Genomic DNA, 15,273 nt, shown 5'->3' on the forward strand with positions numbered 1-15,273 from the left:
CTCCTAGAGCCGGTCGTCGCGCCCGGATTCGAGTTCTGCCTGATAGGCCCGCAGAACATCTTCTTCGGTCGCAGCCGGCGCTGCCTGAAGCGCAACACGGTCAGCTTCGCGCTCATTCTCCTCGCCCGGACGGATGTCCTGCAGGTTGGAGATGAGGGCTTCCTTGACGACTTTCAGGTCCACCGAGGTCTCGGCGATTTCACGCAGGGAAACGACCGGATCCTTGTCATTGTCCCGGTCCACGGTCAGCGGCGATCCTTCGCGGATCATGCGGGCGCGGTGGGCTGCGAGCAGAACGAGCTCGAAGCGGTTGGGAACCTTCTGGATGCAGTCTTCTACGGTAACGCGGGCCATACGGGGAAATACTCCTGAGGAACCGCCCTTTATATGCGCTGCAGCACGCCACGGCAACCCGTCCTTGCAGAGTCTGCAGGGGACCGGTATTCCGGACGTAAACGCGTCTGGGCATGAATTTGGCCCTTCCCTATTGGAAGAAGAGGATAATGCCAATGGCTTTTTACAAGGATGAGCGGCTGGCGTTGTTCATTGACGGGGCCAATCTTTATTCGGCGGCCAGATCGGTCGGATTGGAAATTGATTTCCGTAAACTTCTCAAGGAGTTCCAGTCGCGCGGGCGGCTGGTGCGGGCAAGCTATTACACCGCCCTGGTGGAGAATGACGACTATAGCCCGATCCGCCCCCTGGTGGACTGGCTGGCCTATAACGGTTTCAACGTCGTGAAGAAACCGGCGCGCGAATTTGTGGACCGCGAAGGCCGCAAACGGGTGCGCGGAAACATGGATGTGGAGCTGGCCGTCGACATGCTTGAGGCGGCCGCCTACTGCGATCATATCGTGCTTTTCAGCGGCAATGGCGACTTCCGCAGGCTGGTGGAAGCGGTCAAGAACAAGGGCGTGCGCGTCTCGGTCGTCTCGACCATGAATGCAACCCCACCGATGATTTCAGACGATCTGCGCCGGGAGGCGGATACCTTCATCGAGCTGACCGATCTGGGCGATCTGGTGGCCCGGCCGCGCCGCGACATGAGCGACACCCCGCCCCTCGATCACGACGACTGACCGCTGCCAGACTGGGCCAGACCGGGTCAGACTGCGGACAGATCCGGACAATTCCGGACAGTTTCGGACAAATCCGGACACTTCCCGGTCATCCGGCGGACGGTTTGGGCCGGATCAGGCCCAGCACCCCGCCCGAGGTGAGCAGGGCGACCGACATCAGCGCAACCGGCAGCGACACCCTCGGCGGGGCAGCGATGAACAGGGGCTGCCAGTCCGGCGCGAATTTCGACTTATAGGCCCGCAGGCCCCGGAAGCCGTAAAGGCTCTCGCCCCGGTCATAGGCGATGTGGCCGACATTGGTGAGGGCGGGCGAGTAGCGCCCCGGCCGCAGGCCCGAGAGGGGCGCCATGCCGAGATCGAAGATCTCCACGCCTTGGGTCTTGGCCCAGAGGGTTACCTCCAGGAACAGGAAGTCCATCACGCCATTGGGCGCGCCGGGGCCATGGCGCATCAGGTCGACCGCGATCTCCCTGCCACCGGGCGCGGGCCAGAGCGAGGCGAAGGCGACCGGCGGGCCGCCGCCCTCCTGCCGGACAAGGGCGATGGGGAAACGGGCGAGATAGGCCGCGTCATAGCGGCCCAGCGAGAAGGCCTTCTCGCTGCCCGAATGGGCCTTCAGCCAGGCGTCCGAAATCTGGCGCAGCGCCTCCCAGGGCACGGGCCCGCCCGGCGCGATGACCTCCACCCGCCAGCCATCGCGCAGCGCCCGGTTACGGGCCTGGCGCAGGCGCGCGCGGGACGGCCCTTCAAGGCTGAAGGCGGGCACGTTGATGCACGCCGCCTCCCCGATCTTCCGGATGGTGTAGCCGAGGTCGACCAGCGCGGGCAGCAGATCATCGCTGGCGGCATAGATGACCGGCGACTTGCCGGCATGGTCGGCCGCTTCATGGAAGGCGATCAGGGCGTCGAGCTGCTCCTCCGCCGGGCCGACCGGATTGCCCATCGCGATCCAGAGGCCGCCGCGCCGGCCATACATGACGAAGCTTTTTCCCGAGGGCGTGAAGACGAAGGACTTGTCGCCCACAAACATCAGATTGGCATCGGGATGGCCTTCGCGGGTGGCGGCGAAGATGGCCTCGGCCCGGACAAGATCGGCGGTGGTGTGGCTGGCCGCCCTCCGGGCCTGGCGTACACCGATGATCTGCCAGGCGGCCACCACGCAGCCGAGGGTGACCGCCCCGGCCAGCGCCCGCATGGAGCGCGGCGCATCGGAATCGCGCAGGAAGGTCCACCAGAGATCATCCTGATAAGGAACATTTTCATACGCCGCCAGCAGGCCCCAGATGGCGAGCCCGATGACGGCGAAGATGGCGATCAGGCTGGGCAGCGACACCAGCCCGTCAGACATATGGCCCCGCCGGTAGAAGGAGCGGCGCAGCGGCATCAGCGCCCCCGCGATCAGTGCCAGCGAAAGGGCTTCTTCCCAATGCAGCGCCTTCAGCAGGGAGAAAACCGCGCCCGCCAGCAGAACAAGGATGGCCGCGCCCCAGGCCGCATCAATCCGCCGCCAGAGACCCACCGCGAGGAACAGGAGCAGCATTCCCAGCAGCGAGGCCACGAAATGCGACACCTCCACCAGCGGCAGGGGCAGCACGGTCAGCAGCTCGCCCATCCGCCCGGCAAGGTTTGGCTGCGAGGCCGAGAGCAGCAACCCGACCCCGGCCGCAAAACAGACGATGGCCGCGGCCGGAGGCACGGCGGCATCCACGAACACCCGCCAGCCGAACTCGCCGCTGCGCGTGGTGGCGGGCGGCAGGCTTGATTGTGTTTCGGGTGCTTCTGCCAGTTCTTTTTCCGCCATCACCGAGCCTGCCCTGCTTCCTGCAAAGTATTCCATAGGCCGTTGGCTTGCCATGAATTGCGGCGAGCGACCACATAGGCGGGAGGGCGGAGGGATAGCATAGTCTGGCAATGCCAATGCCGTGGACCTACCGACATGCCAGCGCCGAATGGCAACGCTTCCTTGAAGTCGCCAGAGAAGAAATGCATCTCGTCAGCAACAATTCCGCCTACACTGCCATTGAAGGCGTCCTCCTGGCGTTTCGCCGGCGCCTGACTGTGGACCAGGCGCTGCGATTTGCCGATACGCTGCCGAGTGTTGTGCGCGCCATCTTCGTGTACCGCTGGTATCCCGAAGCCCCTGCGCCCTGGGGCCGCCGCGAGGCCCAGACCGCCGAGGCAAAAGCCTTGCGGCCCCATCACAATCTGACGCCTGACAATTGCATTGAGGCAACGGCAATTGCCCTGCGCGCGGTCTTGAGGCCCGATGAGATAGACCCGGTTCTGTCTGCCATTGGTCCGGACGCGGAAGCCTTCTGGCGCGTGGCACCAGAGAGGCTGCGCCCGGTCGATTTTCCCTGACTGGCGAATCCCGGTTGTGTCTGCCTCGATACAGCAGAAGCGTTCAGGCAAACGCTACCGAGTCTGTCTGTATACTGATCACCAACAGATCCGTGAATGCAGCACGATTTATTTTTCGGGCGTATGGCGTGCCGGCGGCGGGCCTGCTCAGCGGCGCATCGTGAAGGTGATGCCCGCAAAATCCTCGGTGTCCTTGAGGCTGCGGTTGCGGTCGTCAAACTTCATCTCGCGGCGGATATAGCTGAGCGACAGCTCGCCCCCTGCCCGCTGGATCGACAGGCCGGCCTGCAGATCGCCCACGGTGACCTGATCGGTGACCTGCACGTCAAACACATCCGAGAGCGACGGCAGGGAGGAGGCGTTGTCCCAGACCAGCGCTTCGCCATCGGCGCCGACGAACAGATACCAGCCTTCCGGCTGTCCTTTGTTGTCCGTCAGGTTGAGGCCCTGACCGAAGCGGACTTCACCGCCGAAACGCTGGCTGGTGAGGTCGCCCTCATCGCGGATGGCCAGGCGCGGGGCGAGGCCAACGTCAAAGGCAAGGCCGGTGCGCGAGGCTGGCGCGGCAATCGAGAGGCCGAGCGACATATCCTGAGACACCTCAACCGGGCGGCCGGCGCGGCGGGTCGCGATATCGGCGGCCACACGCGACAGGGCGGGGCTGTTGCTCCAGGCGAGGTTGGCATCGACCACGGAGACACCCGCCGTGCCCGAGCCGGTGAGGCTGAAGGCCGGCGGCGGGCCGGAAATGGCAATGACGCTGACCGGGGCATCGGCGCTGGTCAGCGCGGTTCGCACGGGGCCGGGCGCAGCGGCTGCGGCGGCCAGCGCGGCAGCCGCTTCCTCGGAGGGGGCGTTCAGCGGGCCCGCGCCGATCAGGCCGGGCACTGCGAGCGTCATGCCGAGAGAGGGTTCCGTGGCAGCTTCGGAGTAGGCGTGGCCAGCCATATCGCTGGAAACACAGCCCTGGCAGGCCAGTGATGCAAGGCTGGTTGCAAGTGCAATCATCATCCGTTTGACGCCTCTCAAGGTAGAACCTCGCCACTGTGTCTGTAACGAAGTTCCGCCTTATCAGTTCCAATATCATGAAGAGAAATCGGGCCCAACACAGATTCTGGCCGGAATTGATTAACAGATTGCCCGGCCGCCCGTTTGTGCAGAAACCGCTACAGGTTCCGGATTTTACAAATTTTTTTGACGTTCCTGCCCCTGCGGCAGGCGGGAAATTTCCATTAACCCGTTGAGAAAATAGGCAAAACCAAGGCGGCGCGGGCGTTTACCGGCGCCACGAAAAAGGGCGCCTGCCGTTAATGGCAGACGCCCCTTGATGGAAATCAGGGATTCGGGCCGCCCTTACTGGCAGGCGAGGCACTCGTCATAGTCGGTGCTCTCGACTTCCAGCTTCTCGCCCTCGATCTTTTCCGATCCGGCAAAGGCCGCGCGCTGCACCGATTTGGAGCGGCAATAGTAGAGCGATTTCAGGCCGCGCTCCCATGCCGTCCAGTGCAGCATGTGCAGGTCCCATTTGTTGATGTCACCCGGCAGGAAGAGGTTCAGCGACTGGGACTGGCAGATGAACGGCGTGCGGTCGGCGGCCAGCTCTATGATCCAGCGCTGGTCGAGTTCAAAGGCGGTCTTGAAGACATCCTTCTCGTCCGGCGTCAGGCAATCGAGATGCTGCACCGAGCCTTCATGCTCGAGGATCGAGTTCCAGATCTCGTCAGAGTTCAGGCCTTTCGCATCGAGCAGGGTTTCCAGCTGCTGGTTCTTCACCGTGAAGGAGCCCGACAGGGTCTTGTGGGTGTAGACATTGGCCGGGATCGGCTCGATGCCGGCCGAGGTGCCGCCACAGATGATCGAGATCGAGGCGGTGGGCGCCACGGCGAGCTTGTTGGAGAAGCGGGCCATCATGCCGACATCGCGGGCATCCTCACACGGGCCACGCTCCTTGGCGAGCTTGACCGAGGCGGCGTCTGCGCCCTGGCGGATATGCTTGAAGATCTTGAGGTTGAGCGCCTTGGCGGTGGCGCTTTCCATGGAGACGTTCATCGCCTGCAGGAAGGAGTGGAAGCCCATGACGCCGAGGCCGACAGAGCGCTCGCGCTTGGCCGAATAGACCGCGCGGGCCATTTCCGGCGGGGCGCGCTGGATGAAGTCTTCCAGAACATTGTCGAGGAAGCGGAAGATGTCCTCCAGGAACATCGGCTCCTTCGACCATTCGAGGAAGGTCTCGGCATTGACCGAAGAAAGGCAACACACCGCCGTGCGGTCCTGGCCGCGATGGTCAACGCCGGTCGGCAGGGTGATTTCCGAGCAGAGGTTCGACTGGGTAACCTTGAGGCCAAGGCGCTTCTGGTGGGCGGGCATGGCGTTGTTCACCGTATCGGTGAACAGGAGGTAGGGCTCGCCGGTCTGCATCCGCAGCTCGAGGATCTTCTGCCACAGCTTGCGGGCGTTGACGTATTTCAGCACGTCGCCGGATTTGGGCGAGATCAGGCCGAAGTCTTCATCATTGCGCACCGCTTCCATGAAGGCGTCGGTGATGTTGATGCCGTGATGGAGGTTCAGTGATTTGCGGTTGAAGTCGCCGGACGCTTTGCGGATTTCGAGGAATTCCTCGATTTCCGGGTGGTGGATGTCGAGATAGCAGGCAGCCGAGCCACGGCGCAGCGAGCCCTGGCTGATCGCGAGGGTCAGCGAATCCATCACGCGGATGAAGGGAATGATGCCGGAGGTCTGCCCGTTCTGGCCGACCTTCTCGCCGATGGAGCGGACATTGCCCCAATAGGTGCCGATGCCGCCGCCGTTCGAAGCGAGCCAGACATTCTCGGTCCAGGTCTCGACGATATCGTCGAGCGAATCGCCGACCTGGTTGAGGAAGCAGGAGATCGGCAGGCCGCGGTCCGCGCCGCCATTCGACAGCACGGGCGTCGCAGGCATGAACCAGAGGCGCGAGATATAGTCATAGATACGCTGGGCATGCTCAGCATCGTCCGCATAGGCGGTGGCAACGCGCGCAAACATGTCCTGATAGGTCTCGCCCGGCAGCAGGTAGCGGTCATCGAGCGTCTTCTTGCCGAAATCGGTCAGCAGCAAATCGCGGGACGGATCGGTCACGACCTGATTGACCGGCACGAGCGCCACTTTCGCGCCCGCACCCGCTTTCGGCTTGCCCTTGCGGGCGGCTTCAGCGGCGACGGATTTAGCGTTGGTTGCCGACATGGCGACCCTCCTCGATGTTCCTGCAGATATAGGGATATCGCGGGAGTTAAACCAGATGTGGTCTTACCCCTTTGCCCCGACACAAGATATAGTGTCTGAAGGTTAATTTCGGGTCAACGCCTCAATTCGCAATTCCGTCAAGAAGGCGTGGAAATCCGGTGAACAAAGTCTTAACGCGCGCCGGATCGGCCAGTGTTTTCAGGCGTTTCGAGCCCGGCTGCAGACCCTCCTGAATTCTCTCACCCCGCCCTGCCCCGGCGCCCGGCATGGCACGGCTATTGCACTTTTAACCGGATGGCCGCCAGTAACAACCGGCGCGTTTCGTGTGTGTGGGGATTCCTCGAATGAAGCTCAACAACTTGCAAGTGCTGCGGGCGATTGCCGCCTATATGGTACTGCTGGCGCATATCGAGGACATCGAGGCCAAGCGCGGCATGGGCCGCATCCTCGGGCCATGGACCGATATCGGCGACTGGGGCGTGGACCTCTTCTTCGTCCTGTCCGGCTTTGTCATGGTGCTGGTTTCCCACACGACGCTGGGCAGCGTTAAGGATGCCGGGAAATTCCTCTGGTCGCGGGCGACGCGAATCTACCCCTTGTGGTGGCTCTGCCTGTCGGCGCTTGTGCCGATCTGGCTGTTCCGCCCGGAACTCGTCTATGGCGGCACCCAGCAGGAGATCAGCCTGATCAAGGATTACCTGCTGATTCCCAAGACCGAGAGCCCGCTGCTGCAGACCGGCTGGACGCTGATCCACGAGATGTATTTCTACATCTTCTTTGCGGTGCTGCTGATGATGCCGCTGGGCGAGCGCCGCCGCGTGCCGCTTCTGATTCTCTGGGGCACCGTCGCCGTCGGCCTCGGCCTGATTCTCAGCCCGTCGCGCGGTGAGGAACCGATCCTGCGGCTCGTCACCCATCCCATGACGCTGGAATTCGTGGCCGGCGCAGTGGCGGCCCTGCTGTGGCGCTCCACCAAAGGCGCGATGGGCGTGCCGGCGCTGGCCGCCGGCGTCGTCGCCCTCATCATCGGCATGACGCTCTATGTGAACGGCGCGCTGGGCGCAGATACCGGCGGCTTCATGACGTTTGACCGGGCGCGCGTCATTCTCTTCCTGCCGAGCGCGGCGCTGCTGACCTATGGCGCCGCCTCCATCGAGCTGCGCCAGGGCTGGAAGATCACCGGCCTGCCCGTGCGGCTGGGCGACTGGTCCTACTCCCTTTATCTGACGCACATGCTGTCAGCCAACTTCTTCGGCCTCGTCTGGGGCCAGGTGGCGATGCCGGGCCTTCTGGACAATGCCATTGCCCTGCCGGCCATCATGCTGGGCTGCACCCTGGTCGCCTGGGCCAGCTTCACCCTGTTTGAGCAGCCGATGATCAACCAATCCAAGAAACTCGGCCAGCGGATGTTCGGTCAATTGCGTCCGGCCGCCGCTCAGGTGTAGCCTCAGCCCACAACTGACCGGGGACGACCACATGAAACACCTCACCGCCTGCCTGGCGGGCCTTGCCCTTGCGCTGCCCGCCTTTGCCCAGCTCACCGATGTTCACACCGCGCAGCAGGCGCGGGCGCACAATGCCTGCCCGGCGCTGGTGGCCCGCCATGACGCCGCCATCGCTGCGGGCAAGGTGACCAGCTATTATGCAGAAGACTGCACCTGCATCGCCGATTCCATCGCCTGGGAAGGCTGGGATGAAATTTCCGAAGAGCTCACCGGGGAATATATGTCGGAGGCCGACGCGATAATGGTCGCCGACACGCTGTCTTCGGCCCCGACCATCGATGACGCGGTGACGCTCATCTACGACTCGATCTCCCTGCCGGGCAGCGCGGTGCTCTCCAATTGCTTCGCCAAGTAACCTCTGCGCTGGCCTGCCTGCTGATCGCAGGCACCGCCGCCGCTGAGCTTCTCCCCTCTGCCCTGCCCCCGGTCCAGCCCGGTGACCTCCTGTTCAAGGGGGCGGGCACCGGCACGGGCACCCAGATTGCGGTCATCTGGTCTCAGGGCGATAAACGGTGGGGCCATGTGGGCATCGCGGTGGCCAATCCCGATGGCAGCCTCTCGGTGATCCATGCCGATACCGGCGCGCCCCGGCAGACAGGCAAGGTGGTGCGCGTGCCCCTGGCGGCCTACCTTTCCGATGTCAGCGAGCTTGGCCTCTACCAGATCGATCTCACCGGCCCGGCCCGCGCCGCCTATCTGGCCTATGCCGAAGCCGCCGTGGGGCGCCCGTTCGACCGCGCCTTCTCGCTGGAGACCGATACGAGCCTCTATTGCACCGAACTTGTCTGGCGGGCGATGTCCGAGGCGCTGGGCGAAGACGCGCTGCCGGCCAAGAGCACGCGGCTCGGCGCGGTCTATATATCGGTGTCGGATCTGGCGGAGCATCCCCTGCTGACGGAGGCCGCCATCGTGCGGGCGGTATCGGCAGAAGAAGGGGGTCAGGGTGGAGACAGGCAAACGACCCGAGCGGAAACTCGTTAGGGCTGCTCGGTTCCCCGCCTGACCCGATTGGCGAGCGGCTCGTCCGCCGCCTGCCTCCGAGGGCTATATGCGCAGGCCGACGCCGAATCGCAAGCCCGGATTGCCGCTGCGCTATCCTCCATGCTTTCAGCATGTTACGCCCTCTGCACATGACTGACGGAGGGGTTTCCGATGAAATTGCGCATACTGGCCGCAGCAAGCCTGTCGCTTCTGCTGGCGGCCACACCGGCAATGGCCGAGGCGAAGAAAGACAAGGCGCCGTCCAAACGCTTCACGGCCGAGCGCGTGTTCGACATGGAATACGCCGCCGACCCGCAGATTTCCCCGGATGGGAAAACCATTGTCTATGTCCGCCGCGCGATGGACCGGCTGACCGACCGCGACATTGGCCAGCTCTGGAGCATCGATACCGCCACCGGCAACCACCGCCCGCTGATCGTCAGCCCCGAGGGCGCCTCCAATCCGCGCTGGTCGCCCGATGGCACGCGCCTCGTCTACGCCACCAGCACCAGCGGCAAGCCGGAAATGCGCGTCTATTATCCCGATACCGGCCGCAGCCATCCGCTCGCCCAGTTCCTGCAGGCGCCCTCCCAGCCGGTCTGGTCGCCGGACGGCAAATTCATCGCCTTCTCGATGTTCGTACCCGGAGAAACGCCGAGCTTTGCCAAGGCCCCCGCAACGCCCGAAGGCGGCAAATGGAGCGATCCGGTCAAGGTATTCGACCGGCTGCAGTTCCGCTTTGATGGGACAGGCTATCTCAAATACGGCACCACGCAGATCTTCGTGCTGCCGGTGGATGGCGGCACGCCGCGCCAGGTGAGCTTTGAAGACACCAATCTCGGCAATCCGGCCTGGCTGGACACTACCACGCTGCTGGTTTCCGGAAACCTCGCCGAAGACCGTGAACTCGACCCGATCGAGAGCGAGATCTATGCCATCGGCCTGGCGGACCTTTCCATCCGCCCTCTGACAAACCGCGACGGTCCGGACCGTGATCCGGTTGTCTCGCCCGATGGCAAGATGATTGCCTATCGCGGCTATGACGACAAGGTGCTCTCCTATCAGCAGACCAATCTCTATCTGATGAATGCAGACGGGTCCGGCGCACGCGAAATCGCCGCTGATTTCCCCGGCAGCATCGGTCAGACCGCGTGGGCGCCCGATGGCAAGAGCCTGCTGGTCCTGTCGGAGGATCATGGCGTGCTCAGCCTTTTCCGCATCACCACGGGCGGGGCCGTCACGAAGATTGCCACCGGCATTGGCGGAGAGTCCATCGGCCGGCCCTATGCTGCGGGCAGTTTCTCCGTCAGCGGAGGAAAGAAGCCGCTGATCGCCTATACCGCCGGCTTTGCCGATCGCCCTTCGGAGGTTGCCTCCGCCAGCATTGACGGCAAGGACGCCAAAGTGCTCACCGCGCTGAACGATGACATCCTGCCCTATCTGGAAATGGCGCGTGTCGAAGAGATCAAGGTGCTCTCCAGCCATGACGGGCTTGAGATCGAGGCCTGGGTCGCCCTGCCGCCCGGCTTCAAGGCCGATGGCAGCTTCCCGATGATCCTGGAAATCCATGGCGGGCCTTTTGCGATGTATGGCCCCTATTTCGCCAGCGAGATCCAGCGCTATGCGGCTGAAGGCTATGTCACCGTCTGGTCAAACCCGCGCGGGTCCACCGGCTATGGCGAAGATTTTGCGCAGGCCATCGACCTTGCCTATCCGGGCTATGACTATGACGACCTGATGAGCGTCGTCGATGAACTTATCCGCCGCAACTATGTCAGCCAGGACCGGTTGTTCGTGACCGGAGGATCGGGCGGGGGCATTCTCACCGCCTGGATCGTCACCAAGACCGACCGCTTCGCCGCGGCCGTGTCGGCCAAGCCGGTGATCAACTGGTACACGATGGCGCTGGCCGCCGACATTGCCCAATTGGTGCGCCGCCACTGGATACGCGCCGACCCGTGGAGCGATCCGGACGCCTTCCTCAAACGCTCGCCAATCAGCTATGTGAACCAGGTGACGACGCCGACAATGCTGCTGGTGGGCGAGGAAGATTTCCGCACCCCCGCCTGGGAGGCCGAACAGTTCTATACCGGCCTCAAGATGAACGGCGTGGAAACCGCCCTCATCCGCATCCCCGGCGCCCCCCACAACATCACCAGCCGCCCCAGCCGCCTGATCGCCCAGACCGACAATGTGATGGGCTGGTTCGCAAAGTTCGACCCGGCGAAGAAGGATGAGGAGAAGGCAGAGTAGGCCCTCACCTCCCGCGCCTTCGTTGCAGGCCCCTTTACTCCTCTCCCTCCGGGAGAGGAGGGGCCCGCCGCCGCAGGCGGTGGGAGGTGAGGGACCTGGCTAGCGCGCCGGCACATGCGCCGCGATGAGGTGGGGCCCCGGCTCGGCGAAGGCGCGCTGGAGGGCGGCGTCGAATTCTTCCGCCGTCGCCGCATTGACCGCAGGCACGCCCTGCGCCTCGGAAAGCTTCACCCAGTCGATCTCCGGCCGGCCGAGGCCGAGGAGGTCTGCCGCCACCCGGCCGGGATTGCCCGCGCCGGTGCGCGCCAGCTCGATATTCAGGATACGGTAGGAATGGTTGACGAAGACTACGGTGACGACATCTGCCTGCTCCCGCGCCATGCTCCAGAGGGCCTGGTTGGTATACATGCCTGCGCCATCGCCCGTCAGGCAGAGCACCTTGCGGCCCTTGGCGCCGATCGCCGCGCCGAGCGCCAGCGGCATCCCCTGCCCGATGGCCCCGCCGGTCAGCATCATCCAGTCATGCGGGCGCGCGCGCCCCGTCATCAAGAAGCTCGGCAGGCCGTTGGAGACGCCGTCATCAGACACAAACGTGCCCTCGGGCATATGCCGCGCAATCGACGCGCCGACGGTGGCCGCGTTGAGCGCGCCGGTCGGCGCATCCGGGATTTCCAGCGTGGGCCCAGGCGCCGCTTCGGTGAGGCTCATGGCATCTGCGAGCGCTTCAAGGATCGCGGCGCTGTCGCTTTCCGGCCCGCCGATCACCAGCGGCGTGCAGCCTTCAGGCACCAGCAGGCTCGGCTTGCCGGGATAGGCAAAGAACGCCACGGGCACCTGCGTACCGGCCACCAGCATCAGGTCTGTGCCTTCCAGGTCTGCCATCGCGCCTTCGGCAAAATACTGCATCCGCTCGGGCGCGAAGATGCCCGCCCCGCGCACCTGCCGGGGGAAGAACGTATCCGTCAGCACACGGATGCCGGCGGCTTTCAGGCGCGCGGCATGGCCAAGGCCGGGGCCGGTCAGCGCGCTGCCGCTGATCAGGATCATCGGGCGCTTGGCGGCCTTCACGGCTTTGGCGGCCGCTTCCACACGCGCGGCGTCGGGCGCCCGCAGGAAAGGCTGGGCGCGCGTCTTGCCGGGCTTGCCGCCTTCATTCCAGGCCGAGTCTGCCGGCAGGATCAGCGAGACGGGGCCGGGCACCGGGCCAAAGCTTGCCGCCCAGGCCTCCGCCGCCAGCTCGCCGGTTGCGGCGACATTGTCGGCCGACTTGATCCAGACCGAGTTCGGCCCGGCCAGCCCCATGATGTTGGAGGTCAGCGGCGCGTCATAGCGCAGATGCGGCACGGCATGATCGCCGATCACATTGATCATCGGCGTCCAGGCGCGCTTGGCATTGTGGATGTTCGCCCCGCCATTGAGGAAACCCGCGCCCAGATGCAGCAGCGTCATCGCCGGCCGGCCGGTAACGCGCGCATAGCCATCGGCCGCGCCCGTCGCCACGCCTTCGAACAGGCACAGCACCGAGCGGATGCGCGGCTCGCGGTCGAGCGCGGTGACAAGGTGCATCTCGGAGGTGCCGGGATTGGCGAAACAAGCGGTGACGCCATGATCTGCCAGTGTGGAAACAAGGGCCTCGGCGCCGGTCATGGCGGCGGCTGTGTCGGACATGGACGAACCTCCCCTAAATTTGTTGCTGGCGTTCCCTAGCGGTTTTTGACGCGAGCGCAAAACCAAAGCGGGCCGCAGGCAATTAGGAAGCAAGGGGAGCTTCCTGACTGTCCGCGACCCGCCATAAGCCAAAGGGGAATGGCTGAAGCTTCCGGTTACCCGGACGCTCCGCGGGGCATGTTTAAGCACTTTGGATAAGGAATCGAGCCCTTAACGGCAGGATTCCGCCCGGAAGGCGGCTTTTGCCACAGAAACTTCCATCAAATCAGAATTTTTGCCGCCGCAGGGGTGTCCGAATAGAGCAGGTCCAGCTGATCGGTCCGCAAGGCCTGCGTGCGCGACTGGTTGATATACCCCTTCTCGGTGATTTCCCCCAGATCGGCGCGCGGTTCCTGAGGTTGCAGCAGGATGCGCGCGATGCGGGCTGCTGCATTGGGATGGGCCTTGTTATGCGCCGCCAGGCCTGCGCGCACGGCCTCCTGAACCCTGGGATGGAGGGCCAGCTGATCGGCCGGCAGCGCCTCGCCCACCAGCCGCTGGCACCAGGCAAGGTTGAGGAAGCCGAGCAGGCCGATCTCATCCTTGTTGAGGCCGCAGACCACCGCGTCCGACAGCGCCCCGCCGCACGCCGCCACGGCCGCCACGCGCACGGCGCCTGCCGACACCCAGGTGCCGCTGGCCAGCTTGAACTCCTCCACCGTGCGCCCATCGAAAGCCAGCCCCCGCTCGGGCCGGTCCGGATCAACAAACTTCACCGCATCGCCCAGCCGGTAATAGCCTTCCTCATCAAAGGCTTCGGCCGTCTTCTCCGGATTGCGGAAATAGCCGGGCGTGACATTGACGCCCTTCACCCGCAGCTCCAGCTTCTCGCCCGCCGGCACCAGCTTGAACGTATTGCCCGGCAGCGGCAGGCCGATCAGGCCCATCCGGTCATTGGGCCAGTGAACGTTGGAAGCGGTCGGCGAGGTTTCCGTGGCGCCATAGCCCGCCGAGAGCGAGATCCGCTCGCCCGTAACCCGCACCGCCACTTCCTGAATGCGCTCATAGATATCCTGCCCCATCGAAGCCCCGCCATAGGCCATGGAGATGAGCCGGGAGAAGAACACGTCGGCGAGGGCATCATCCTGCTCCAGCGCCGTGGCCAGCGCCGCCCAGGCCTGGGGAACAGTGGTATGCTGGGTGGTGGGAATTTCCTTCAGGTTACGGATCATCTCCGGAAGGCGCGCAGGCGTCGGCGCGCCCTGGCAGATATACAGCGTACCGCCCCAGTCCAGCATGTTGTGCAGGATGGAATGGGTGCCGTAAGTGTGGCTCCAGGGCAGGAAGTTCACCATCACCTGCGGCCCGCCGGTGATCGCGTCGAGGCGTTCCTCATCCCAGACCGAGCGGATCATCTTGGAATTGGCCGCCACCATGCCATGGGTATTGATCACGGCCTTCGGCTCGCCGGTGGAGCCGGAGGTGAGCATGTATTTCGCCACCGTTTTCGGCGTCAGGCGCGCATACGCTTCGTCTACCGCAGGCCCGGCCTGCCCGGCGAAATCCTCCAGGCTGACAGCGCGCGGCACCTCCGGCGCATTGCGCGAATAGATCACCAGCCGGCCGGTCAGGTCGAGGCTGTCGAGCGCGCGCTGATACTCTTTCCCGTCCTCCACATAGATGAATTTCGGGCTGGTCAGCTGGTCGATATAGCCAAAGCGCAAGAGGTCCTGGCTCAGCGTCGCGTAAGCCGGCGTCACCGGCACCACAGGGCTTGCCGCCCACATCGCGCCATACATCACCAGCGCATTGTCGATGGAATTTTTCGACAGGATCATCACCGGCGCGTCCGGCCCCGCCCCTTCGCTGAGGAAGGCCGCCGCGATGCGCTTCACGGCCGCAAGACCGTCCGCATAGGTCATCTTCCGCCAGTCATCGGCGGCCGGGTCTTCCGGCCAGCGCTCGGCCAGCCAGACCTGGCCGGGGCGCTCAGCCCCCCATTTCACCAGCGGGGCGAGCATGTGCGGCGGGTGCGCCTTCAGGGGGTGGCCGCTGTCGAGATAGACCGTGCCATCGGGGCGCCGGTCGATCTTCAGCCTCAGCGGCAGGTAAGGCACCTCGCGGAACGGAATGTGCGCAGTCTTGCTCATGGGCGAACGTCAACCTCCCCGAGGGGCGGTCTGGCGCCGCCCCGTTTTTCTGATGTATTGCGGCCTGATTGCTCG

11 protein-coding genes, 1 other RNA gene and 1 pseudogene are annotated in these 15,273 nt (G+C 64.4%); 6 read left to right on the forward strand and 7 right to left on the reverse strand.

The features are described 5' to 3' along the window. Window positions 1-3: 3 nt before the first annotated feature. The gene (gene rpoZ, locus C0456_RS09540) at window positions 4-354 is read right to left on the reverse strand and encodes a DNA-directed RNA polymerase subunit omega (protein ID WP_213271270.1); all 351 of its coding nucleotides are present in this window, start codon (window positions 352-354) and stop codon (window positions 4-6) included. A 155-nt stretch (window positions 355-509) separates the two neighbouring features. On the opposite strand from rpoZ, the gene C0456_RS09545 reads away from it, so the two are divergent. Then, window positions 510-1,079, forward strand: a complete 570-nt coding sequence (locus C0456_RS09545; protein ID WP_291050997.1) for an NYN domain-containing protein — start codon at window positions 510-512, stop codon at window positions 1,077-1,079. A gap of 88 nt (window positions 1,080-1,167) precedes the next feature. Here the strand turns inward: C0456_RS09545 and C0456_RS09550 are convergent, their stop codons facing one another. Beyond that, complete coding sequence (locus tag C0456_RS09550) at window positions 1,168-2,916, reverse strand: phosphatidylglycerol lysyltransferase domain-containing protein (protein ID WP_291051000.1); 1,749 nt, start codon at window positions 2,914-2,916, stop codon at window positions 1,168-1,170. 80 nt (window positions 2,917-2,996) lie between these two features. On the opposite strand from C0456_RS09550, the gene C0456_RS09555 reads away from it, so the two are divergent. Then, window positions 2,997-3,440 carry a DUF2267 domain-containing protein gene (locus tag C0456_RS09555; RefSeq protein ID WP_291051001.1) on the forward strand — a complete coding sequence of 148 codons (444 nt, stop codon included), beginning with the start codon at window positions 2,997-2,999 and terminating at the stop codon, window positions 3,438-3,440. A gap of 147 nt (window positions 3,441-3,587) precedes the next feature. On the opposite strand, the gene C0456_RS09560 is transcribed toward C0456_RS09555, so the two are convergent. Together C0456_RS09560 and C0456_RS09565 are read right to left on the reverse strand one after the other, a co-directional pair. Beyond that, window positions 3,588-4,451 (reverse strand): lipid A-modifier LpxR family protein, encoded by an 864-nt coding sequence (locus C0456_RS09560; RefSeq protein ID WP_291051004.1) that lies wholly within the window; start codon window positions 4,449-4,451, stop codon window positions 3,588-3,590. Window positions 4,452-4,793: 342 nt separating this feature from the next. Next, window positions 4,794-6,662 carry a ribonucleoside-diphosphate reductase subunit alpha gene (locus C0456_RS09565; RefSeq protein ID WP_291051007.1) on the reverse strand — a complete coding sequence of 623 codons (1,869 nt, stop codon included), beginning with the start codon at window positions 6,660-6,662 and terminating at the stop codon, window positions 4,794-4,796. A gap of 344 nt (window positions 6,663-7,006) precedes the next feature. On the opposite strand from C0456_RS09565, the gene C0456_RS09570 reads away from it, so the two are divergent. The 3 genes and pseudogenes from C0456_RS09570 to C0456_RS20920 all read left to right on the forward strand — a co-directional run. Continuing rightward, window positions 7,007-8,107, forward strand: coding sequence for an acyltransferase (locus C0456_RS09570; protein ID WP_291051009.1), 1,101 nt, complete (start codon window positions 7,007-7,009; stop codon window positions 8,105-8,107). A gap of 31 nt (window positions 8,108-8,138) precedes the next feature. Next, the gene (locus C0456_RS09575) at window positions 8,139-8,522 is read left to right on the forward strand and encodes a hypothetical protein (protein ID WP_291051010.1); all 384 of its coding nucleotides are present in this window, start codon (window positions 8,139-8,141) and stop codon (window positions 8,520-8,522) included. Beyond that, a pseudogene (locus C0456_RS20920) lies at window positions 8,507-8,920 on the forward strand (hypothetical protein); the annotation flags it as partial. The gene C0456_RS09575 and the pseudogene C0456_RS20920, both read left to right, overlap by 16 nt. A gap of 191 nt (window positions 8,921-9,111) precedes the next feature. Here the strand turns inward: C0456_RS20920 and ffs are convergent. Then, window positions 9,112-9,204: signal recognition particle sRNA small type (gene ffs / locus C0456_RS09585), an RNA gene on the reverse strand. 115 nt (window positions 9,205-9,319) lie between these two features. Between ffs and C0456_RS09590 the strand changes: the two genes are divergently transcribed. Further along, complete coding sequence (locus C0456_RS09590) at window positions 9,320-11,401, forward strand: S9 family peptidase (protein WP_291051016.1); 2,082 nt, start codon at window positions 9,320-9,322, stop codon at window positions 11,399-11,401. Window positions 11,402-11,500: 99 nt separating this feature from the next. Here C0456_RS09590 and C0456_RS09595 read toward each other — a convergent pair whose 3' ends face one another. Together C0456_RS09595 and C0456_RS09600 are read right to left on the reverse strand one after the other, a co-directional pair. Further along, a complete protein-coding gene (locus C0456_RS09595; RefSeq protein ID WP_367179239.1) occupies window positions 11,501-13,048 on the reverse strand; it encodes an acetolactate synthase large subunit in 1,548 nt (515 codons plus the stop codon). 281 nt (window positions 13,049-13,329) lie between these two features. Beyond that, on the reverse strand, window positions 13,330-15,198 hold the full coding sequence (locus C0456_RS09600; protein ID WP_291051019.1) for a feruloyl-CoA synthase: 1,869 nt from the start codon (window positions 15,196-15,198) through the stop codon (window positions 13,330-13,332). Between the last annotated feature and the right edge of the window lie 75 nt (window positions 15,199-15,273).

The sequence above is a fragment of the Hyphomonas sp. genome (genome assembly GCF_013823385.1).
Classification (GTDB): domain Bacteria; phylum Pseudomonadota; class Alphaproteobacteria; order Caulobacterales; family Hyphomonadaceae; genus Hyphomonas.